Origin of the sequence: Ancylobacter sp. SL191, assembly GCF_026625645.1 — a bacterium.
Taxonomy (GTDB): domain Bacteria; phylum Pseudomonadota; class Alphaproteobacteria; order Rhizobiales; family Xanthobacteraceae; genus Ancylobacter.
Genome location: NZ_CP113056.1, coordinates 1,970,900 through 1,990,260, shown reverse-complemented (window position 1 = coordinate 1,990,260; position 19,361 = coordinate 1,970,900). Strand labels below are relative to the sequence as shown.

Annotated in this window: 20 protein-coding genes; 8 read left to right on the top strand and 12 right to left on the bottom strand. The window is 69.8% G+C overall.

Annotated elements, in window-relative coordinates:
* The first annotated feature begins 189 nt into the window (after positions 1-189).
* Positions 190-1,641, top strand: a complete 1,452-nt coding sequence (locus OU996_RS08985) for a pyruvate kinase (RefSeq protein WP_420712754.1) — start codon at positions 190-192, stop codon at positions 1,639-1,641.
* 12 nt (positions 1,642-1,653) lie between these two features.
* On the opposite strand, the gene OU996_RS08980 is transcribed toward OU996_RS08985, so the two are convergent.
* On the bottom strand, positions 1,654-1,983 hold the full coding sequence (locus tag OU996_RS08980; RefSeq protein WP_267585254.1) for a DUF930 domain-containing protein: 330 nt from the start codon (positions 1,981-1,983) through the stop codon (positions 1,654-1,656).
* A gap of 219 nt (positions 1,984-2,202) precedes the next feature.
* On the opposite strand from OU996_RS08980, the gene OU996_RS08975 reads away from it, so the two are divergent.
* Genes OU996_RS08975 through OU996_RS08965 form a run of 3 tightly spaced genes read left to right on the top strand, consistent with a single transcriptional unit; the run spans position 2,203 to position 3,701 of the window.
* Positions 2,203-2,937, top strand: a complete 735-nt coding sequence (locus OU996_RS08975; RefSeq protein ID WP_267585253.1) for a heme ABC transporter permease — start codon at positions 2,203-2,205, stop codon at positions 2,935-2,937.
* 9 nt (positions 2,938-2,946) lie between these two features.
* Positions 2,947-3,114, top strand: a complete 168-nt coding sequence (ccmD, locus tag OU996_RS08970) for a heme exporter protein CcmD (protein ID WP_267585252.1) — start codon at positions 2,947-2,949, stop codon at positions 3,112-3,114.
* Positions 3,111-3,701: a DsbE family thiol:disulfide interchange protein gene (locus OU996_RS08965; protein ID WP_267585251.1), complete on the top strand. Its 591-nt coding sequence runs from the start codon at positions 3,111-3,113 to the stop codon at positions 3,699-3,701. The genes ccmD and OU996_RS08965 overlap by 4 nt, the downstream gene beginning before the upstream one ends.
* A 131-nt stretch (positions 3,702-3,832) precedes the next feature.
* Here OU996_RS08965 and OU996_RS08960 read toward each other — a convergent pair whose 3' ends face one another.
* The 4 genes from OU996_RS08960 to OU996_RS08945 are packed head-to-tail and all read right to left on the bottom strand — an operon-like array spanning position 3,833 to position 6,432.
* A complete protein-coding gene (locus OU996_RS08960; protein WP_267585250.1) occupies positions 3,833-4,327 on the bottom strand; it encodes a DUF1178 family protein in 495 nt (164 codons plus the stop codon).
* Positions 4,324-5,265, bottom strand: coding sequence for a carbon-nitrogen hydrolase family protein (locus OU996_RS08955; protein WP_267585249.1), 942 nt, complete (start codon positions 5,263-5,265; stop codon positions 4,324-4,326). The genes OU996_RS08960 and OU996_RS08955 overlap by 4 nt, the downstream gene beginning before the upstream one ends.
* A gap of 21 nt (positions 5,266-5,286) precedes the next feature.
* Positions 5,287-5,547 carry a glutaredoxin 3 gene (gene grxC / locus OU996_RS08950; protein ID WP_267585248.1) on the bottom strand — a complete coding sequence of 87 codons (261 nt, stop codon included), beginning with the start codon at positions 5,545-5,547 and terminating at the stop codon, positions 5,287-5,289.
* A 39-nt stretch (positions 5,548-5,586) separates the two neighbouring features.
* Positions 5,587-6,432, bottom strand: a complete 846-nt coding sequence (locus OU996_RS08945) for a ComF family protein (RefSeq protein ID WP_267585247.1) — start codon at positions 6,430-6,432, stop codon at positions 5,587-5,589.
* 115 nt (positions 6,433-6,547) lie between these two features.
* On the opposite strand from OU996_RS08945, the gene OU996_RS08940 reads away from it, so the two are divergent.
* Complete coding sequence (locus OU996_RS08940) at positions 6,548-7,429, top strand: methyltransferase domain-containing protein (RefSeq protein ID WP_267585246.1); 882 nt, start codon at positions 6,548-6,550, stop codon at positions 7,427-7,429.
* Between the two features lie 11 nt (positions 7,430-7,440).
* Here OU996_RS08940 and OU996_RS08935 read toward each other — a convergent pair whose 3' ends face one another.
* The 5 genes from OU996_RS08935 to OU996_RS08915 all read right to left on the bottom strand — a co-directional run bounded on the left by OU996_RS08935 (position 7,441) and on the right by OU996_RS08915 (position 11,329).
* Entirely contained in the window at positions 7,441-7,680 is a 240-nt protein-coding gene (locus tag OU996_RS08935) for a hypothetical protein (RefSeq protein ID WP_267585245.1), read from the bottom strand.
* 73 nt (positions 7,681-7,753) lie between these two features.
* Positions 7,754-8,341 (bottom strand): sugar O-acetyltransferase, encoded by a 588-nt coding sequence (locus OU996_RS08930; RefSeq protein ID WP_267585244.1) that lies wholly within the window; start codon positions 8,339-8,341, stop codon positions 7,754-7,756.
* A gap of 136 nt (positions 8,342-8,477) precedes the next feature.
* Entirely contained in the window at positions 8,478-8,888 is a 411-nt protein-coding gene (gene mutT / locus OU996_RS08925; RefSeq protein ID WP_267585243.1) for an 8-oxo-dGTP diphosphatase MutT, read from the bottom strand.
* A gap of 18 nt (positions 8,889-8,906) precedes the next feature.
* The gene (argJ, locus tag OU996_RS08920; protein ID WP_267585242.1) at positions 8,907-10,154 is read right to left on the bottom strand and encodes a bifunctional glutamate N-acetyltransferase/amino-acid acetyltransferase ArgJ; all 1,248 of its coding nucleotides are present in this window, start codon (positions 10,152-10,154) and stop codon (positions 8,907-8,909) included.
* A gap of 161 nt (positions 10,155-10,315) precedes the next feature.
* Entirely contained in the window at positions 10,316-11,329 is a 1,014-nt protein-coding gene (locus OU996_RS08915; protein ID WP_267585241.1) for a peptidylprolyl isomerase, read from the bottom strand.
* A 438-nt stretch (positions 11,330-11,767) separates the two neighbouring features.
* Between OU996_RS08915 and secA the strand changes: the two genes are divergently transcribed.
* Positions 11,768-14,563 carry a preprotein translocase subunit SecA gene (gene secA, locus OU996_RS08910; RefSeq protein WP_267585240.1) on the top strand — a complete coding sequence of 932 codons (2,796 nt, stop codon included), beginning with the start codon at positions 11,768-11,770 and terminating at the stop codon, positions 14,561-14,563.
* Positions 14,563-14,961, top strand: coding sequence for a nuclear transport factor 2 family protein (locus OU996_RS08905; RefSeq protein ID WP_267585239.1), 399 nt, complete (start codon positions 14,563-14,565; stop codon positions 14,959-14,961). Before secA ends, OU996_RS08905 begins: the two co-directional genes overlap by 1 nt.
* 269 nt (positions 14,962-15,230) lie before the next feature.
* Here the strand turns inward: OU996_RS08905 and OU996_RS08900 are convergent, their stop codons facing one another.
* Together OU996_RS08900 and OU996_RS08895 are read right to left on the bottom strand one after the other, a co-directional pair.
* Positions 15,231-17,000: a L,D-transpeptidase family protein gene (locus tag OU996_RS08900; RefSeq protein WP_267585238.1), complete on the bottom strand. Its 1,770-nt coding sequence runs from the start codon at positions 16,998-17,000 to the stop codon at positions 15,231-15,233.
* A gap of 171 nt (positions 17,001-17,171) precedes the next feature.
* Positions 17,172-18,125, bottom strand: a complete 954-nt coding sequence (locus tag OU996_RS08895) for an acetyl-CoA carboxylase carboxyltransferase subunit alpha (RefSeq protein ID WP_267585237.1) — start codon at positions 18,123-18,125, stop codon at positions 17,172-17,174.
* Positions 18,126-18,544: 419 nt separating this feature from the next.
* Here OU996_RS08895 and OU996_RS08890 point away from each other — a divergent pair, with 419 nt between their 5' ends.
* A complete protein-coding gene (locus OU996_RS08890) occupies positions 18,545-19,351 on the top strand; it encodes a hypothetical protein (RefSeq protein ID WP_267585236.1) in 807 nt (268 codons plus the stop codon).
* Positions 19,352-19,361 lie beyond the last annotated feature (10 nt).

Here is a 19,361-nt window from a genome sequence, read left to right as displayed (position 1 = left end):
GACGGCCGCAAAGTCAAGTTTCGCGCCCGTTTCGCCCCTCCAGGTCGCGCATTGCCGGCTCATGATCAAGGTCACGGCGGCGTAACAGCAGCGGCCTAGCCTAGGCGCAACCTCGCAGGAAAAGCACCGATGACCATGCACCTCGCCTTGACCGCCGACCAGCTCGACACGCTCGACGACAGCGGGCTGATGGACGCCGTCCTCGCTTTGCGCGCGGCCGTGCTGGCGGAATCGGAGCCGCGCCTCCACGCCTTCGCCGACGCGGCCGGGCGGCCGGATGCGGCCCTCACCAATCTCGCCCATTACCTCGCGGTACGCCGGCATGATCTGCGCCCGCTCCAGCGCCAGCTCATGCGCCGGGGCCTGTCCTCGCTCGGCCGGCTGGAGAGCCGCGTCATCCCGACGCTCGACGCGGTGATCGTCGCGCTGGCCGCGTTGGCCGGCCGCGAATCGCCCCTGCCCCGGCCGGACGCGCCCGACTTCTTCGCCGGCGCCGCCCGTCTCGATGCAGCGGCGCAGGCCGCGCTCGGCCCGGAGCCGCAGGGCCGCGCCACCCGCATCATGGTCACGCTGCCCAGCGAGGCGGCGGGCGACCCGGACTTCCTCCTCGCCCTCGCCCGGCGCGGCATGGACATCGCCCGCATAAACTGCGCCCATGACGATGCCGCCGCCTGGCGCGCCATGGCGGCCCATGCACGCGCCGCCGGCGAGACGCTTGGCCGGCGCATCACCGTGCTGATGGACATTGCCGGGCCGAAGATCCGCACCGGCGCCGTGCTGCCGATGAAGAAGGGCAAGCCCAACGGCCGCCTGATGACCGGCGACGCCTTCCGGCTGGTGGCCGGCGGCGAGCCGCGAATCGACGAGGCCGTGCCCTACAGCGCGGCCGTCTCGCTGCCGGAGATCGTCACCCGCCTCAGCGTCGGCGACCGCGTGCGCTATGACGACGGCAAGATCGAGGGCGTGGTGGAAAGCGTCAGCGACGGTGAGGCGGTGATCCGCGTGCGCCACGCCCGCGCCGCCGGCACCAAGCTGAAGCCGGAAAAGGGCCTCAACCTGCCGGACACCGCCCTCGGCCTCGCCCCGCTCACCGACAAGGACGACGCCGACCTGGCCACCGTCATCGACTGCGCCGACATGGTCGGCTATTCCTTCGTCAGCCGGCCGGAAGACATCGACCTGCTCGATGAAGCCATCGCCCGCCATGGCGGTGGACGGACACATACGCTCGGTCTCATGGCGAAGATCGAGCGGCCGGAGGCGGTGACCAACCTGCCCGCGCTCATCGCCCGCGCCGCCCGGCGTGGTGGGTTCAGCGTGATGATCGCGCGCGGCGACCTCGCCGCCGAGATCGGCTTCGAGCGCCTCGCCGAAATGCAGGAAGAGCTGCTGTGGATCTGCGAGGCGGCGGCGGTGCCGACCATCTGGGCGACGCAGGTGCTGGAGGATCTGGTGCGCGACGGCGTGCCCTCGCGCGGCGAGATGACGGACGCCGCCATGGCCGCCCGCGCCGAATGCGTGATGCTCAACAAGGGGCCGGCGGTGGGCGAGGCGGTCGAACTGCTCGACCGGCTGCTCGCCCGCATGTCGGATCATCTCGACAAGAAGACCCCGCAGCTGCGCGCCCTCACCTCCTGGTGAGCGGCACGCCGGTCAGGGCGCAACGAGATAATGCGCGCCCCATTCGCTGGTCGGGATCGCCGCGCCGAGGGTGAAGGTGAAGCTCTTCACGTCGAGCCCGTCATGCTCGGTCTCGCAATCATAGGCGAGGTGATACCAGGTGCTGCCGCTGCGCACGGCGGCACCCGGCGCCTTGATGCGCCAGCCCTTCACCTGCGGATCGCGATAGGCATAGGCCACCATCTCGTCCGGGTGCAGGCCCTTGCTGCGCTGGACCTCGCCCATCGCCTTGGTGTTGCACACCTGCTCAATGCGCTCGGACGGCTCCAGCAGCATCATTTCGTCGCGGGTCGACCGGGCCATACCCGGCGTGGCGGCAACGGTGACGGCCGCAACACAGCACAGACACCCCATGCGGATAATGAGTGATCCGCCTGCCCTCGAAGATGCCATGGAAACGATTCCCTGCTCGCGCGATCCACCGCTTTAATCGTCGAGTTGTGACCATCCTGTGGCCCCATCCGCAATGTGACGCATGGCGGGCGAGTTGCCGCTGCGCCCGCGCCGGATTAGAACCGCCCCATGGCGCTGATGGACCTTGCCAATCCCACCCGTTTCCTCGCCCTCTCCGGGCGGGTGCTGCCATGGCTGAGCGGCGCCGCCCTCGTCACCCTCGCCATCGGCTTTTATCTCGCCTGGCTCGCGCCCGCTGATTACCAGCAGGGCGAGACGGTGAAGATCATGTACATCCATGTGCCCTTCGCCTGGCTCGCCATGTTCGGCTACTCGCTGCTGGCGCTGTCCGCGCTCGGCATCCTCGTCTGGCGCCACCCGCTGGCGGATGTCGCGCACAAGGCGATGGCGCCCATCGGAGCGGTGTTCGCCTTCCTCTGCCTCGTCACCGGCTCGCTCTGGGGCCGGCCCATGTGGGGCACCTATTGGGTATGGGACGCGCGCCTCACCTCGATGCTCGTCCTGCTGCTGCTCTATCTCGGCCTGCTGGCGCTGCGCTCGGCGATCGAGGATCCCAATCAGGCCGGCCGCGCCGCCGCGGTGCTGTCGCTGGTCGGTTTCGTCAATGTGCCCATCGTGAAGTTCTCGGTGGACTGGTGGAACACGCTGCACCAGCCGGCCTCCGTCTTCCGCATGGACGGGCCGACGATCCATCCCAGCCTGCTCTGGCCGCTGCTCCTCTGCGCCACCGGCTTCACCCTGCTCATGCTCGCGCTGCACATGGCGGCGATGCGCACCGAGATCCTGCGCCGGCGCCTGCGCGCGCTCGAAGCCCGCGCCGCGGCCGAGGCCGCCTATGCCTGAGGTCGCGTAATGCTCGGTGAGCACGGGTTCTTCATCCTCGCCTCCTATGGGGTGAGCGCGCTGGCGCTGGGCGCGCTCGCGCTGTCCACGGTGCTGCAAGGGCGCTCGGTGCGCCGGCGGCTGGACGAGATGGATGCGCGCGGCGTGCGCCGCCGCTCGGCGGGACGCGACCGATGAGCGCGCCCGAACCCGCGCCCGCCGCACCGCGCCGTCGGCTGCTGGTGCTGCTGCCCCTCGTGCTCTTTCTCGCACTCGCCGCGCTGTTCTATGGCCGGTTGTTCTCCGGCGATCCCTCGCGCGTGCCCTCCGCCCTGATCGGCCGCACCGCGCCCGCGCTCGACCTCGCCCCGCTGGACGGCCTGTCGCGTGACGGCGCACCGGTGCCCGGCCTCACCTCCGCGGACCTGAAGGGCGAGGTGACGGTACTGAACGTCTTCGCCTCCTGGTGCGTGCCCTGCCGCGACGAGCATACCTTCCTCGTCCAGCTCTCGCAGATGAAGGGCTTCCGTCTCGTCGGCCTCAACTACAAGGACGACGCGGAGAACGCCCGCCGCTTCCTCGGCCGCTTCGGCAACCCCTATGCGGCGGTGGGCGTCGACCCGAACGGGCGCACGGCGATCGACTGGGGCGTCTATGGCGTGCCGGAGACTTTCGTCGTCAGCCGCGACGGGCGGATCGTCTACAAATATATCGGCCCGATTGATGCCGAGGGCCTCAAGGCCCGGCTGATCCCGGAAATCGACAAGGCGATGGCGGCGAACTGAACCGCCCGGCGGCTCCTGACAAGAACGCCGTCATCCCGGCCGAAGCGACACGCAGAGCCGGGATCGCTCCCCATTCGGCCCGCGATCCCGGCTCGGTCCTGCGGACCGTCCGGGATGACGATTGCCGCCCCTCAGTTCCGCTCGTCCGGCAGTACCGGGAGCGGCAGCACCTCGATCTCGTCCTCGATCAGCGCGCGCACCTCGGCGGGGCTTGCCTCGCCATAGATCGGGCGCGGCTCCTCCTCGCCCTCATGCATCCGCCGCGCATGGCTGGCGAAGTCGGGGCCGACATAGTCGGAATGGGCGACCACATGCTCGCGCACCGCGCGCAGCATGGCGCGCAGCTTCTGCTCCGCCTCGCCCATCAGCGCCACCGGCGCGGCCGGGGCCGCCACGGCCGGCACAGAAGCCGGCGGCGCCTCGGCCACTGGCTCAGCCGGTTCCGCAGCGAATTTCCGCGTGCCGCGCCCGAGTGCCGGCGCCATGATCGCCTTCTCCACCTTTACCGAGCCGCAAGCCGGGCACGTCACGAGCCCGCGCGCCTTCTGGTCGTCATAGGCGGAGGAATCGCGGAACCAGCTCTCGAAATCATGGTCCCGCTCGCAGCGCAGGCGGTAGAGGATCATGCCGCATCCCCAGACACGTCCCCCACGGCGTCCTCGGCCGCGACGACATGCAGCCGGCCCGTCTCCGCCGGCATCACCAGCTCGAAGCGGCGGCCATGCTGCAGCGAGGGGATACGCGCGCGCACCGCCGCGACCTTGGCCGGGTCGATCTCGGCGGTGATGTAGCCCGGCTCCGCGCCGGCCTCGGCCAGCACCGTGCCCCACGGGTCGATGATGAGGCTGTGGCCGAAGGTCTTGCGGCCATTCTCATGCGTGCCGCCCTGCGCCGAGGCGAGCACGAAGCAGCCGGTCTCGATGGCGCGGGCGCGCAAGAGCACATGCCAATGCGCCTCGCCGGTGATCTGGGTGAAAGCGGCAGGCGCCGCGATCATGCCCGCCCCAGCCTCGGCCAGCGCGCGGAACAGTGCCGGGAAGCGCAGATCGTAGCAGATGGTGAAGCCGAGCCGGATCTCCGGCAGATCCGCCACCACGGCGAGCTCGCCCGGCCGGTAGGCGGCCGATTCGCGGTAGACGTCGCCATTGGGCAGATCGACGTCGAACATATGGATCTTGTCGTAGCGCGCGGCGATGGCGCCATCCGGCCCGATGAGGAAGGAGCGGTTGGCGGCGCGGTGCTCGCTCGCGCGGATCGCCAGCGAGCCGATATGCAGGTGAACCTTCAACTCCGCCGCCAGCGCGCGGAAGGCGGCAAGCGCGGTATCGGTCTCCTCCGGGTGCAGGCCGGCGAACAGCGTCTCGCGATTTTCCTCCATCGTGCCGGTCATTTCCGGCGTCTGGATATAGGTCGCGCCCTCCCCCGCCGCCGCGCGGATCAGCGCGGAGGCCGCCTCCACATTGGCGGCGATGCTCTTGCCCGTGCGCATCTGCACCAGCGCGGCCTTGAACGAGGCGCCGAGATGCAGCGGGCGGGGGGCGGAGGCCGGGGATAGGTCGGTCATGTCAGCACCTGAACAGGAGGATCAGCGCGCCGCGAGCAGCGCGTCGAGTTCGCCGGCTTCTTCCAGCGCGTAAAGGTCGTCGCAGCCCCCGACATGCCGACCGTCAATGAAGATCTGCGGCACGCTGGTGCGCCCGTTCGCCCGGGCCGACATGGCCGAGCGCGCCTGCGCATCGCCGGTCACGTTGATCTCGGAATAGGCGGCGCCCTTGCGCGTCAGGAGATCCTTCGCGGCGTGGCAATAGGGGCAGCTATAGGTGGTGTAGACTTCGATCTGCGACATGGGAGCCTCCCGGCGACCGGCCCGAAGCGGGTGATTTTCCTATGATATGGGCGCGGGCACGCCGTCAACAACCCGGGCAAACACCAGCACGTCGACACGGGCGGCGCCGGCGCGCAGCAGGGCCTTGGCGCAGGCATCAAGCGTCGCGCCGGTGGTGAGCACGTCATCCACCAGAATGAGCGCCCGGCCCGCCACTTCGCCGCGCGCCGCTTCCGGCACGCGGAAGGCGCCGGCGACATTGCGCAGGCGCGCCGCCCGGTCGAGGCCGACTTGAGGCGTGGTGCGCCGGGCCCTCTCCAGCAGTCCATGGCGCACCGGCACGCCCGAAACCTTTGCCACCCCCTGCGCCAGCGCCGCCGACTGGTTGAAGCGCCGGCGGAACAGCCGCAGCCCATGGAGCGGGACGGGCACGAGCGCCTGCGCGCCCTCCAGCACCTCCGCCCCCGCCCGGCCCATCATCGCGCCCAGCGGAGCGGCGAGGTCCAGCCGGTCGGCATATTTCAGGCCATGGATCAGGTCGCGCGCCACGTCGCCATAGGCGGCGACGGCGCGGGCGCGGCCATAGGCCGGCGGATCGGACAGCGCCAGCGCCGAGAGCGGCGCCCGCCGCGCGCCGTCGAAGCCGACGTCAGCGGCATAGGCCAGCGGAATGCCCAGCCGGTCGCAGAGCGGGGCGGTGATGAAGTCCATCCGGCTCCAGCAGGCCGCGCACAGGCAGCCGGGCGCATCCACCGCGCCCCGGCAGGCCATGCAGACCGGCGGCAGCGCCGCGTCGATCAGCCCCCGCCCGAGCGCGCGCGCAAGCCCGCCGCCGCGCCGCGCGAGGCGGGCGAACGCAGCCGGCGTGCCTTCCGGCACCAGATCGGGCGCGGGCGGGTTGTCCATGGGCGGGCAGCCTACCATGTGGAGCGCCAGGGGAGCAGGCCCTTGGCGCCGTCGGCCTGTCCCGCTTTGACCCGGCGCCGGTCGGGCTCTATGGCTGGCCGCGAGGAGCACGTCCATGTCCGGTCCCATCGCCGTCTTCGATCCGTCAACGCTTGCCGCCCGCCGCCGCCGGGCGCTCGCCCTCGGGCCGGAAACCTTCCTGCTCGACCGCGTGACGGAGGATCTGGTGGACCGGCTCGGCGCGGTGAAGCGGCACTTCGCGGTGGCCGCCGATCTCGGCACGCCCGGCACGGCTCTGGCGCGCCAACTCGCCGGCTCCGGCATGGTCGGCCGGCTGCACAGTTTCGGCCCGGCCGAGCGCGTGGATGTCGACGCGGTGATCGACCCGGAGATGCTGCCCTTCGCCCCCGCCTCGCTCGATCTCGTGGTCTCCGCCCTCGCCCTGCAGACAGTGAACGATCTGCCCGGCGTGCTCGCGCAGATCCGCCGCGCGCTGCGCCCGGACGGGCTGCTGCTCGCCTGCCTGTTCGGCGCGGGCACGCTGATGGAGCTGCGCGAGGCCTTTGCCATCGCCGAGAGCGACACGCTGGGCGGCATCTCGCCGCGGGTCGCCCCCTTCGCCGATTTGCGCGACATTGGCGGGCTCATCCAGCGCGCCGGCCTCGCCCTGCCGGTCACCGATGTCGACCGCGTGGTGGTGCGCTATGGCAACCCGCTGGCACTGCTCTACGATCTGCGCCGCATGGGCGCCGCCAACCCGCTCACCGACCGCCGCCGCACGCCGCTCACCCGCAAGACGCTGACGCGGCTGTTCGAGGTCTATGCCGAACGATTCGCCGACCCGGACGGACGGCTGCGCGCGACGTTCGAGATCGCCTGGGTGTCCGGCTGGGCCCCGCATGAGAGCCAGCAGAAACCGCTGCGCCCCGGCTCCGCCAAGATGCGGCTCGCCGAGGCGCTGCAGGTGCCGGAAGGCAAGCTGCCGGGCGCGCAATAGGCGCCCGCCCCTCACATCCGCGTCGGCGGGTCGCCGATGGGCGGCAGGTCCGGGGCGATTTCCGGCGGGGTATCGCCGGGGGCGATCTCCGGCACATCGGGACCGGGCGGGGGAATATCCGGCCCGGTGTCGGGCATGTCGGGCGCTTCCACCGGCGTCGGCGGACGCTCGGGGCTGCCGGGCGGCGGGGGAATGTCCGGCCCGTTGGGGTCGGGCGTGACGGGCGGGTCGATGCCGTTCGGGTCGATCATTCTCGCGTCCTCCCTGATGAGTGTATGGGAGCAACGGATAGGATCGGCGCGGGTTCCGCCCGAAGGCCGCCCCTCAGCGCGCCCGCGCGGGATTGCCGACCACGGTAGCGCCGGACGGCACGTCGCGCGTCACCACCGCGCCGGCACCGATCAGCGCGTCGTCGCCCACCGTGACGCCCGGCAGGATCATGGCGCCCGCGCCGATCCACACATTGGCGCCGATGCTGATCGGGCGGCCGAATTCCAGCCCCGTCGCGCGGGTCGCCGGGTCGCGCGGGTGGTCGCCGGTGAGGATCTGCACGGCCGGCCCGATCTGCGTCTTCGCGCCGATGGTGACGCGCACCACGTCGAGGATCACGCAGTTGAAATTGAGGAACACCCCCTCGCCGAGGAAGATGTTGAAGCCGTAATCGCAATGGAAAGGCGGGCGGATGACCGCGCCGGCGCCGACCGCGCCGAGCCGCTCGGCCAGCAACGCGTCGCGCGCGGCCTGCGGGGCGCCGAGCGCGCCATTATAGCGCGCCATCCAGCGGAAGCTGGCCTCCTGCGCCGCCTGAATCTCCGGGTCCGCCGCGTGGTAGAGATCACCCGCCAGCATTCTCTGCATGTGGGTGCGGGCATCGGTGGCGTCGGGAACGGGCGTCGTGATCGGCGTGGTCATGGGCGCTCTCCGGCTATCGCAGGGGCACCCTCCATCGGCGAGATCGCGCGGGCCGGCAAAACAACTTGGGTTTCGCCGGTGAAAGGTGGCGCGGGTCGCGGGCGGCGGCGAAGCCTTACGGCGCTCCCCGCTCGGCCTAGCGGCCCGGCCCGAGCAGGTCGAGCAGCACCGGGATCAGCGGCTCGTCGGCGGGTGGCATGGGGTAGTCGCGCAGCTTGCCCGGCTTCACCCAAGCGAGGCGCTGGCCCTCGCGGCCCTGCGGCGTGCCCTCCCAGCGCCGGCAGACCCAGAGCGGCATGAGGAGCTGGAAGGTCTCATAGGTATGGCTGGCGAAGGTCAGCGGGGCGAGGCACGGCTCCGTCACCGTGATGCCCAGTTCCTCGGCGAGTTCGCGGATCAGGCATTCCTCCGGCCGCTCGCCGGGCTCCACCTTGCCGCCGGGAAACTCCCACAGGCCGGCGAGCTGCTTGCCCTCGGGGCGCTCGCTCAGGAGCACCCGGTCATCTTCATCGACCAGCGCGACAGCGGCGACCAGAACGAGCTTCATGACCGGGTTCCTTCCCCCTCAGGAGCGGTAATCGCCGTTGATGGCGACATATTCCTTGGTGAGATCGCAGGTCATCACCCGGTCCGTGCCACGCCCGAGGCCGATATCGACGCCGATGTCGATCACGTCGTTCTTCATATAGGCGGAGACCTCGGCCTCGTCATAGGCCGGGTCGCGCGCGCCCTCATGGGCGACACGGATGCCGCCGAAGGAGATGGAGAGGCGGTCGCGCTCGGCCGGCTCGCCCGCCTTGCCCACCGCCATGACGATGCGGCCCCAATTGGCGTCCTCGCCGGCCACCGCCGTCTTCACCAGCGGCGAATTGGCGATCGACATGGCGATGCGCCGCGCCGACTTCTTCGAGGTCGCGCCGGAGACGGTGATGCGCACCAGCTTGCGCGCGCCCTCGCCATCGCGCGCCACCTGCTCGGCAAGATCGGCCAGCACGCCCTGCAGCGCGCGGCGGAAGCGGGAGAGGCGCGGATCCTTCGCGTCGGTGATGGTGGGCGCGCCGTTCTTGGCCGCCGCGCCGGTGGCGAAGAGCAGAAGCGTGTCCGAGGTCGAGGTGTCGCCGTCGATGGTGACGGCGTTGAAGCTGTCGGTCACGCCCTTGGAGAGCAGCGCCTGCAGAGCGGGCGCGGCAATCGGCGCGTCGGTGAAGACGAAGGACAGCATGGTCGCCATGTCCGGCGCGATCATGCCGGCGCCCTTGGCGATGCCGGCAATGGTCACCGGCACGCCGTCGATCTTCACCGTCGCGGTGGCGAGCTTGGGGAAGGTGTCGGTGGTCATGATCGCCTTGGCCGGGTCGATCCAGGGCAGCGGCGCGAGGCGCGTGGCGGTCTCGTCCAGCACGCCCTCATATTTGGTGGCGTCCAGCGGCTCGCCGATCACGCCGGTGGAAGCGAGATAGATCTCGTCCTCGGCGCAGCCCAGCGCCTTGGCGGCGATCTTCGCCGTCAGCGCCGTCGCCTCGCGACCCTTCTGGCCGGTGAAGGCATTGGCGTTGCCGGAATTCACCACCAGCGCGCGCGCCGTGCCCTTGGGCAGGTTCGCCCGGCACCATTCCACCGGGGCCGAGGGGCACTTCGACTTGGTGAACACGCCGGCCACCGTCGTTCCCTCGTCCAGCGCCAGCAGCAGCACATCGGTGCGCCCCTTGTAGCGGATGCCCGCGGCGGCGGTGGCAAAGCGCACGCCGGCGACCGGGCCGACTTTCGGCGTGGTCTTCGGGGCAAGCGGCGAGACGGGGGCGTCGTGGGCCATGGCGGGGACTCGGCAAGTAGCGCTAACGGGGCGGAAAACAGGCAAGACCCTGTGCCCGAGAAGCGCGACATCCGCAAGACGGGAGCGCATCGGGGCGGGCCACAAAGCTAAGGCCCCGGTCCTTGCGGGCCGGGGCCTTGGTCGTTGTCAGGACCGAAGGGTCACTGCGCCGGGGCGGCGGGGGCGGCCGGGGCGGCGGCGCCGGCGGGCGGGGTGACGAGATCGGCGGGCTTCGGCGCGGCGGCGGTCTTTTCCACCTTGGCGGCCTCGCGGATCTTCTGCACGGTCTCGGCCTGCGCCTTCTGGGCGAGGAACTGCTCGATCTGCGGCTTCACCTCGGCGAGGGTCGGCACCGGCTTGGTGCGCTTCTCGTCAACCTTGATGACATGCCAGCCGAACTGGGTCTTCACCGGCTGGGACACTTCGCCCGGCTTCAGGGTGAAGGCCACCTCGGCGAATTCCGGCACCATCTGCTCCTTGGTGAAGAAGCCGAGATCGCCGCCATCCTCCTTGCCGGACGGGTCTTCGGTCAGCTGGCTGGCGAGCTTGGCGAAGTCGGCGCCCTTTTTGAGCTGGGCCTCGACGTCCTTGGCCTTCTTCTCGGCCTCGGCCTGCGCCTTGGGATCGTTCGGGTCGGCGCGGAACAGGATGTGGCGGGCGTGCACTTCCTCTTCCGGCTTCTGCTGCTTCACCGCATCCTCATAGGTCTGCTGGAAAGCGGCGTCGGTCAGCGCGGCCTTGGTGGCCTTCTCCAGCAGGGCCTGCATGAGCAGGCGCTTGCGGATGAACTCGTACTGCTGCTTGAAGGCCGGGGTGTCGGCCAGCTTGTCGGCCTCGGCGGCCTGCGCCATGGCGGTCAGGTCGATGAGGAAGCCGAGCACATATTCATCGCGCGCCGCGCCCTGGATCTGCTGCGGCAGATTCGGGCCCAGTTCCTCGGCGGCGGCGGTCAGGTCGCTGCGGCGGATTTCCGTGCCGTTGACGATGGCGAGCACCGGGTTGTCGCCCGTGGTGGCAGCCGCCGTGGCCGGAGCGGCGGGGGCCGTCTGCGCCAGGGCCGGGAGCGCCGGAAGCGCGGCAACGCCGACGAGCGCGGCGAGAAGTCCGGCGCGCACGAGACCGGCGGCGGGACGGAAGGTCGCCTGGAGCACGGCGTGCGGGCGATGGCGAGTCATGGAGCGTTCCTCAAATGGCGGTTGTCCGCATGGGCGGCGAAAGCTGGCCCAGTCGGCGCCAGGTTGCAAGCCGGTAGGATGGTCACGGCCGGACGAACCCGGCACGCAGCCGGGCGGCGGCACAGCCCGCGACGTGCCTCACGCAAGGTGAATGGCGTCGCAGGACAAGAGCTGTCGTCCGGCACGCGATTGACAACCCCCAAACCCGTTCATAAGTGTGGCAGGCGTCGCGGGGGCTCCCCGGCGCTCGCATTTATGTGACGGGACGCCCCGCATGGGTGTCGCAGCGGCCAGAACTTCCGGACCCATTTCAGCCGCAAATGGGGTCTCGATGAGATCCGGCCCTTGCGCTCGCGCGGGACGTGCGCACAGGATCCGGTGGCCCGTCACCGCCGCGATCCGGTTTCGGCCCCTGGCGGGACACGGATTGGATACCTCATGTTCGGCGCTCTCGCGCGAAAGCTCTTCGGATCGGCCAATGAACGCCGCGTGCGCGGCTACCGGCCGAAGGTCGCCGCCATCAATGCGCTCGAACCGGAGCTGATCGCGCTCACGGATGACGAGCTGCGCGCGCGCACCGTCACCTTCCGCGAACAGCTCGCCAATGGCGCCAGCCTCGACGACCTGCTCATCCCCGCCTTCGCCACGGTGCGCGAGGCGGCCAAGCGCGCCCTCGGGCAGCGGCATTTCGACGTACAGCTCATCGGCGGCATGGTGCTGCATGAGCGCGGCATCGCCGAGATGCGCACCGGCGAAGGCAAGACGCTGGTGGCGACCGGCCCGGTCTATCTCAACGCGCTGACCGGCAAGGGCGTCCACGTCGTCACCGTGAACGACTACCTCGCCAAGCGCGACGCGGAATGGATGGGGCGCGTCTACCGCTTCCTTGGCCTCACCGTCGGCATCATCCATCACGGCATGGACGACAATGAGCGCCGCGCGGCCTATGCCTGCGACGTGACCTACGCGACCAATAACGAGCTCGGCTTCGACTATCTGCGCGACAACATGAAGTACGAGCTGAACCAGATGGTCCAGCGCCCGCACTTCTTCGCCGTGGTCGACGAGGTCGACTCGATCCTGATTGACGAGGCGCGCACCCCGCTCATCATCTCCGGCCCGCTCGACGACCGCTCGGATTTCTACAACACCATCGACACCTACATTCCCAAGCTGTCGAAGGAGGATTACGAGGTCGACGAGAAGCAGCGCTCCGTCGCCATGACCGAAGCCGGCATGGAGAAGATGGAGACCCTGCTGCGCGAAGCCGGCCTGCTCAAGGGCGAGAGCCTCTACGACATCGAGAACGTCTCGGTCGTCCATCACGTCAACCAGGCGCTGCGGGCCCACACGCTGTTCCAGCGCGACAAGGACTACATCGTCCGCAACAATGAAGTCGTCATCATCGACGAGTTCACCGGCCGCATGATGCCGGGCCGCCGCTATTCGGAAGGCCTGCACCAGGCGCTGGAAGCCAAGGAGCGCGTGCAGGTTCAGCCCGAGAACCAGACGCTCGCCTCCATCACCTTCCAGAACTATTTCCGCATGTATGAGAAGCTGGCCGGCATGACCGGCACGGCGAACACCGAAGCGGCCGAGTTCCAGGACATCTACAATCTCGAAGTGGTCGAAATCCCGACCAACCTGCCGGTGCAGCGCGTCGACGATGACGACGAAGTCTATCGGACCGCCACCGAGAAATACAACGCCATCATCGACCTCATCACCGAGTGCAAGGGACGCGGCCAGCCGGTGCTGGTCGGCACCACCTCGATCGAGAAGTCGGAACTGCTGGCGGAGCTGCTGAAGAAGCGCGGCTTCAAGCAGAAGGACTTCTCCGACCCCGACGCCTTCCGCCCGCTCTATGACGGCGATCAGGGCACGGCGGACGACAAGGTGTTCGCGGTGCTGAACGCCCGCCACCACGAGCAGGAATCCTACATCGTCGCGCAGGCCGGCGTGCCGGGCGCCATCACCATCGCCACCAACATGGCCGGCCGCGGCACCGACATCCAGCTCGGCGGCAATGCCGAGATGCGCATCCAGCACGAGCTGCCGCACCTTGCCGAGGGCGAGGAGCGCGTGGCGGCCGAGCAGCGCATCCGCGACGAGATCGCCCGGCTGAAGAAGAAGGCGCTGGAAGCCGGCGGCCTCTACGTCATCGGCACCGAGCGCCATGAGAGCCGGCGCATCGACAACCAGCTGCGCGGCCGCTCCGGCCGCCAGGGCGACCCCGGCCACTCGCATTTCTTCCTGTCGCTGGAAGACGACCTGATGCGCATTTTCGGGTCGGACCGGCTCGACGGCATGCTGCAGAAGCTCGGCCTCAAGGAGGGCGAGGCGATCGTCCATCCCTGGATCAACCGCGCGCTGGAAAAGGCGCAGCAGAAGGTCGAGGCGCGCAACTACGACATCCGCAAGAACCTGCTGAAATACGATGACGTGATGAACGACCAGCGCAAGGTCGTCTTCGAGCAGCGCATCGAGCTGATGCATGACGAGGACGTGGCCGAGACGGTCGCGGAGATGCGCCATGGCGTCATCGACGATCTCGTCACGAAGTTCGTGCCGCCGAACGCCTATCCCGAGCAGTGGAACACCGATGGCCTCGCCGAGGCGCTGCGCGGTGTGCTCGGCCTCGACCTGCCGGTCAAGGAATGGGCCGCCGAGGAAGGCATCGCCGACGAGGAGATGCGCGAGCGCATCCAGCGCCGGGCCGACGAGGCCATGGCCGCCAAGGCCGCCAAATATGGCCCGGAGATCATGCGCTATGTGGAGAAGTCGATCCTTCTCCAGACGCTCGATCACCTCTGGCGCGAGCACCTCGTCACGCTCGACCATCTGCGTCAGGTGGTCGGCCTGCGCGGCTATGCCCAGCGCGACCCGCTGAACGAGTACAAGTCCGAGGCGTTCCAGCTCTTCGAGGCCATGCTCGCCAATTTGCGCGAGGCGGTCACCGCCCAGATGATGCGGGTGGAGATCATGACCCAGCCGCCGGCGGACGACCTGCCGCCGATGGCCGCGCACCATATCGACGCCGATACGGGCGAGGACGAGTTCGCGCTGGCCGATGCCGAGTTCGCCGCGCGGGCAACGCTCGCCCCCTCGGTCGACGAGAATGGCCAGCCGCGTGACCCGAACGACCCCGCCACCTGGGGCCGCGTCGGGCGCAACGAGCCCTGCCCCTGCGGCTCGGGTCTGAAGTACAAGCACTGCCACGGCAAGTTCATCTGATGCCGGTGGACGCGGCCTCGCTCCCCGACAGGGACAGAAGCGAGGTCGCGGCCACTGAAGCCCGCCTGCGCGACGCCGCGCTGGCCGGCGACGTATCCGCGCTCGACGCGCTGCTGGCCGATGATCTCGTCTTCATCGACAGCGCCGGCCGGCTCTTGACCAAGCAGCAGGATCTCGACCTGCACCGCACCGGCATGCTGACGCTCACGCGGCTGGAATTCTCCGACTACCGCTTGTCGCCCCTCGGCGCGGACGCGATGCTCGTCTGGCTACGGGTCGAGGCCGAGGGCACCGCCGCCGGCGCGCCCTTCGCCGCCGCCCTGCGCTTCACCCGCGTCTGGCGGCGCGAGGGAGCCCGCTGGCGCATCGCCAGCATCCACGCGTCCGCGATCGCCTGAACGGCCGGGGCGGTCATTACGGTGGCCACGCGCCCCGGTCGGCCACGCGTCCCCGGCGATCCGTCATCCCGGCCGAAGCGCAGCGCAGAGCCGGGATCGTGCCCCGCAGGCCCTCACCCGCACGTCGCTCACCGGCATTCCCTCATCTGCACGCACCGTACCGGCACGCGATCCCGGATCGGCCTGCGGCCGTCCGGGATGACGAGGCACTAGCCGTCATCCCGGCCGAAGCGCCGGGATCGTTTGACGCCATGCGGCGATTACAACCGCTACTGGGCGCTCGAGGAGAAACTGCCGGGGGTGAGGATGGTCGCGCCGGGGAGCGCCGCGCCCGTGCTGTCCGAGCCGGCGACGGAGGGGCGCAGCACCGGGGTTTCCGAAGCGACAGCCGGTGTCGGGACCGTGGCGTAGCTCGGGGAAGCGGGGGCAGCGGGCGCGGCCACCGGCGTCGCGGCCGGGCGGGCGGCGTTATGCGCCGCCGGGGTCGCGGCGGGACGCGCGCTCGCCTGTGGCACGGGCGGCCGGACGGGAGGCATCGGCACATCGGCCGGGGCCTCCGTCGCCGCCGGCGCCGCCTCGGGCTTCGACAGCGAGAGGCCGCTGAACAGGCTGGTGAGCGAGAAGCCCGACGCGGCCGGCGCTGGCGTCGCCGCAGCAGGCGTCGCGGGAGTGCCTGCCGTCGAGGGGGCGGGCACCGTTGCAGCGGCAGCGGCCGGAGCCGGGGTGGCGGCAGCGGGAGCCGCCGCGCTCGGCGCCGGCTCGGCGTTGGAGGTCGGCGCCGCCGGCGCGGCGGAGGAACCGCCGAACAGGCTTTTCACGCTGTCGAGGAAGCCGCCGCCGCCTTCGAGCGCGGCGACCTGCGTGCCCGGTGCGGTCGCGGCCGGGGTGCGGGCACCGAACAGGCTCGGCGCCTCGCTGGCGGCCACGGCGGTGGCGGCGGGCGCATCACTCGGGCGCGGCGCGGGCAGCGGCACATTGGCGAGCGTCGGCACCACATCGGCCTGGGCGAGCGCGACCGTCTCCTCCGGCGCGGGCTCATTGGTCGCCACGCCTTCGGTGCTGCCCGGCGGCTTCACCACCGGCGGCAGCGAGCCGGGCGCCTTCAGCTCCGGGTTCTGCAGCTTGGCGAGGAACACCTTGTGCATCCCGCCATCCTTGCCGGTCTTCACCGGCGCGACGGGCTCGCCCGAGCCGGCGCTGGCGATCTTGGTGGCGACCTCCTGCTGGCGGGCGGCGATCTCCTCGCCCAGCCCTTCCGGCAGCGTGTAGTCCGGGCAGGGCAACGCCGCCTGGAACTTCTGCGTCGGGTCGGTCGGCGTGGCGTTGAAGACGTATTTCTTGCCGCAGTAGCCGACCTTGGGCGGCGCCTTGGTCAGCTCGAACGTATCGCTGCCTTCCTTCAGCATCTTCCAGAAGGCGAGGTTCGGGTTGTTGCGGTGACGGACCATGTTGTCGGCCGTCATGCGGAACGGATAGGCCTGCACCTGGAAGGAGCGCTGCCCGCCCTTGAAGCTCTCACGCCCGAGGACGAACAGTTCCTGGATCTGCTCGTCGGTCATGGCGTAGCAGCCGCGTGACGAGCAGTCGCCATGCACCATCAGGTTCGAGCCGTAGCGACCGAGCGCCTTGTCATAGGCATTGGGAAAGCCGAGGTCGAAGGCGAGGTAATATTGCGAGTTCGGGTTCATCTGGCCCGGGGTGATCGTATAGAACCCCTCCGGCGCCTGGCGGTCGCCCTCCTTGACCTTCGGCCCCAATTCGCCGGACCAGCGGCAGATCGGGTAGGTCTTGAGCAGCGCGTACTCGCCGCTGGTGGTCTCCTTCCAGACCTCCAGCTCGGATTCTTCCTTGTAGATGCGCACGACGATCGGGCTCGTCGGCGCCATCTGCTTTTCCTGGATCAGCGCCACCGTCTTCGGCGACAGCACCATCGACTTGGAGAGCGGGCCGGGACCGTCATCGCCCGTGCAGGCGGCAAGCGCGAGCGCCGCGCAGCCGGCCATCAGCGTGAGGCGCAGACGCGCCGGCCACGCACGCAATGGCCCTGTCTGCGACGACGTGCGACGCGCGCCCGCCATCGTCTGCCGAGAAAACGCCGAAAGGCTCAATCCCGATACTCCCCGGTCCCACGCGGAACCGATACAAAGCGTTAGCCCCGACGCGAGTTTACCGCAAGCCCGCCCCGGCCACCAAGCGGCGCGGGGCGGCGCTCACAGCGTGCGGCCGATGGCGAGGAATTTTTCGCGCCGCGCCTTGCGCAGCGCCGGGCCGTCGAGCCCGTCGAGCCCGGTCAGCGCCGATTCGATGGCGTCGCCGGTGGCGTTCATCGCCGCCAGCGGGTCGCGATGCGCGCCGCCCGGCGGCTCGGGGATGATGCCGTCGATGATGTGGAAGCGCGCGAGATCCTGCGCGGTGATCTTCATGTTCATCGCCGCTTCCTGTGCCTTGGCGGTGTCGCGCCACAGGATCGAGGCCGCGCCTTCCGGCGAGATGACCGAGTAGATCGAATGCTCCAGCATGAGCACCCGGTTGGCGGTGGCGATGGCGATGGCCCCGCCCGAGCCGCCCTCGCCGATGATGACGGCGACATTCGGCACGCCGAGCGACAGGCACGCATCGGTCGAGCGGGCGATCGCCTCGGCCTGGCCGCGCTCCTCGGCGTCGAGGCCGGGGAAGGCGCCGGCGGTGTCGACCAGCGAGATCACGGGCAGCGAGAAGCGGTCGGCCAGCTCCATCAGCCGCGCCGCCTTGCGGTAGCCCTCAGGCCGCGCCATGCCGAAATTGTGCTTGATGCGGGTCTCGGTGGTCGAGCCCTTCTCCTGCCCGATCAGGCAGACCGGCCGGCCGCGAAAGCGCGCGAAGCCGCCGATGATCGCCTGGTCGTCGCCGAATTTGCGGTCGCCGGCCAGCGGGTCGAATTCCTCGAACAGCGTGGTGGCGTAGTCGCGGAAGTGCGGGCGCATCGGGTGGCGCGCCACCTGCGCCTTCTGCCAGGGCGTCAGGTTGGCATAGAGCTGCACCAGCGCGTCCTGCGCCTTGCCCTGCAACCGGCTGATGTCGTCGCCAATGGCGACCGCGTCACCCTGCGCGGCGACCGCCCGCAGTTCTTCGAGCTTGGCCTCGAGCTCGGCCACGGGCTTCTCAAAATCGAGGTAGCTGCGCATTGCTTGTCGGTGAATCCGGCTTCAGGAGAACAGCCCCGCGGACGTGGGGCCCTTTAAGGTCGCGCGGAAGCTGCCCCGAGAGGGTGGCGACGTCAAGGCAAGGAACGGTTTTCGCCCCCGCCGCGTGCGCATCCGGCGGCGTCGGGCGCTGGCGGCGTGCTGCCGGCAGGTCGTTGTCCCCTTGGATTCACCCCCTCGCATTTCCCCCTTGCGCCCATTCGCCATCCGGACCGAGGAAGCCCGATCGACGCCCGGACTTGCGCCGCATCGCGCCCCGACACATTCTGACACCTTCTAAATCCCCGCGTGAACGTCAGCGGCCATCCCCGTCAGCGGCAACAGTGTCGCACTGTCGTCAGAACCTCGAAATTCCGGGCAGGCTTAGGTGCCTGTTCCCGCGTCACCGCACACGAGAAGTGGTGAGAACCGTGATTTGGACCACGCTTTCAAGCCTGCGCCGCCATGCCGCGCCACTCGCCGCGCCACTCGCCCTGGTGGCGCTGCTGGCGCCGTCTCCCGCGAACGCCCAGGCCTCCGACACCGACGATGTCGACATCGAGGTTCTCGAACCCTACGACGCCGCCAATATCCCCTACGCGCCAAGCAGCGTCGCCTTCGCGACCTGCGGCTTCAGCATCGGGCTCGATCCCCGTTGGACGTTGAAGACGAAGAGCGAGGGGGCGAAGCTGGACGTCATCAGCTCCTACGATCTCGAGGCCGCCCAGAAGCTCGACACGCACCCCTTCGCCAAGGTCTCCCTCACGCCGCACAGCTATATCCACGTCATCTGCCGGCCGGCGAGCGCGGAAGAGACCAACACGCGGTCCAGCGCGGAGAGGGCGGTCAAGAATGCCGTCAAGCGCGGGACCATTGGCAAGCCCGACGTCTCGCAGGCGCGGATCGGCGCCGCGGGTGATTGGCTCCGCATCGCCTATCGCCAGCCCGGCGACGACGGCCGTGCCTATTCCCGCATCACCTATATCTCCCAGCGGGACGGCATTTTGCGCCAGGTGTTCATCCGCATGCCCCAGGCGCCTCCGTCCGAGAAGATGAAACGGACGTTCAAGGCCGGCCAGACCGCCAGCTTCACCCAGAAGGACGGCCCGACGATCTCCGCGCCGATGAAGAGAACGACCGCCGCTGCCGCCTCCGGCCTGCTCTATCCCGTGCGCAGCCATGCGGAAAATCTCGCTTTGGCCGAACAGGTGGCCGCGACCATCCGCTGACGCCGCCGAA

Bases quoted from the DNA above. Each gene is read 5' to 3' on its own strand.
- OU996_RS08985 (WP_420712754.1), top strand. From the start codon at position 190: ATGGACGCCGTCCTCGCTTTGCGCGCGGCCGTGCTGGCGGAATCGGAG.
- OU996_RS08980 (WP_267585254.1), bottom strand. From the start codon at position 1,983: ATGGCCCGGTCGACCCGCGACGAAATGATGCTGCTGGAGCCGTCCGAG.
- OU996_RS08975 (WP_267585253.1), top strand. From the start codon at position 2,203: ATGGCGCTGATGGACCTTGCCAATCCCACCCGTTTCCTCGCCCTCTCC.
- ccmD (WP_267585252.1), top strand. From the start codon at position 2,947: ATGCTCGGTGAGCACGGGTTCTTCATCCTCGCCTCCTATGGGGTGAGC.
- OU996_RS08965 (WP_267585251.1), top strand. From the start codon at position 3,111: ATGAGCGCGCCCGAACCCGCGCCCGCCGCACCGCGCCGTCGGCTGCTG.
- OU996_RS08960 (WP_267585250.1), bottom strand. From the start codon at position 4,327: ATGATCCTCTACCGCCTGCGCTGCGAGCGGGACCATGATTTCGAGAGC.
- OU996_RS08955 (WP_267585249.1), bottom strand. From the start codon at position 5,265: ATGACCGACCTATCCCCGGCCTCCGCCCCCCGCCCGCTGCATCTCGGC.
- grxC (WP_267585248.1), bottom strand. From the start codon at position 5,547: ATGTCGCAGATCGAAGTCTACACCACCTATAGCTGCCCCTATTGCCAC.
- OU996_RS08945 (WP_267585247.1), bottom strand. From the start codon at position 6,432: ATGGACAACCCGCCCGCGCCCGATCTGGTGCCGGAAGGCACGCCGGCT.
- OU996_RS08940 (WP_267585246.1), top strand. From the start codon at position 6,548: ATGTCCGGTCCCATCGCCGTCTTCGATCCGTCAACGCTTGCCGCCCGC.
- OU996_RS08935 (WP_267585245.1), bottom strand. From the start codon at position 7,680: ATGATCGACCCGAACGGCATCGACCCGCCCGTCACGCCCGACCCCAAC.
- OU996_RS08930 (WP_267585244.1), bottom strand. From the start codon at position 8,341: ATGACCACGCCGATCACGACGCCCGTTCCCGACGCCACCGATGCCCGC.
- mutT (WP_267585243.1), bottom strand. From the start codon at position 8,888: ATGAAGCTCGTTCTGGTCGCCGCTGTCGCGCTGGTCGATGAAGATGAC.
- argJ (WP_267585242.1), bottom strand. From the start codon at position 10,154: ATGGCCCACGACGCCCCCGTCTCGCCGCTTGCCCCGAAGACCACGCCG.
- OU996_RS08915 (WP_267585241.1), bottom strand. From the start codon at position 11,329: ATGACTCGCCATCGCCCGCACGCCGTGCTCCAGGCGACCTTCCGTCCC.
- secA (WP_267585240.1), top strand. From the start codon at position 11,768: ATGTTCGGCGCTCTCGCGCGAAAGCTCTTCGGATCGGCCAATGAACGC.
- OU996_RS08905 (WP_267585239.1), top strand. From the start codon at position 14,563: ATGCCGGTGGACGCGGCCTCGCTCCCCGACAGGGACAGAAGCGAGGTC.
- OU996_RS08895 (WP_267585237.1), bottom strand. From the start codon at position 18,125: ATGCGCAGCTACCTCGATTTTGAGAAGCCCGTGGCCGAGCTCGAGGCC.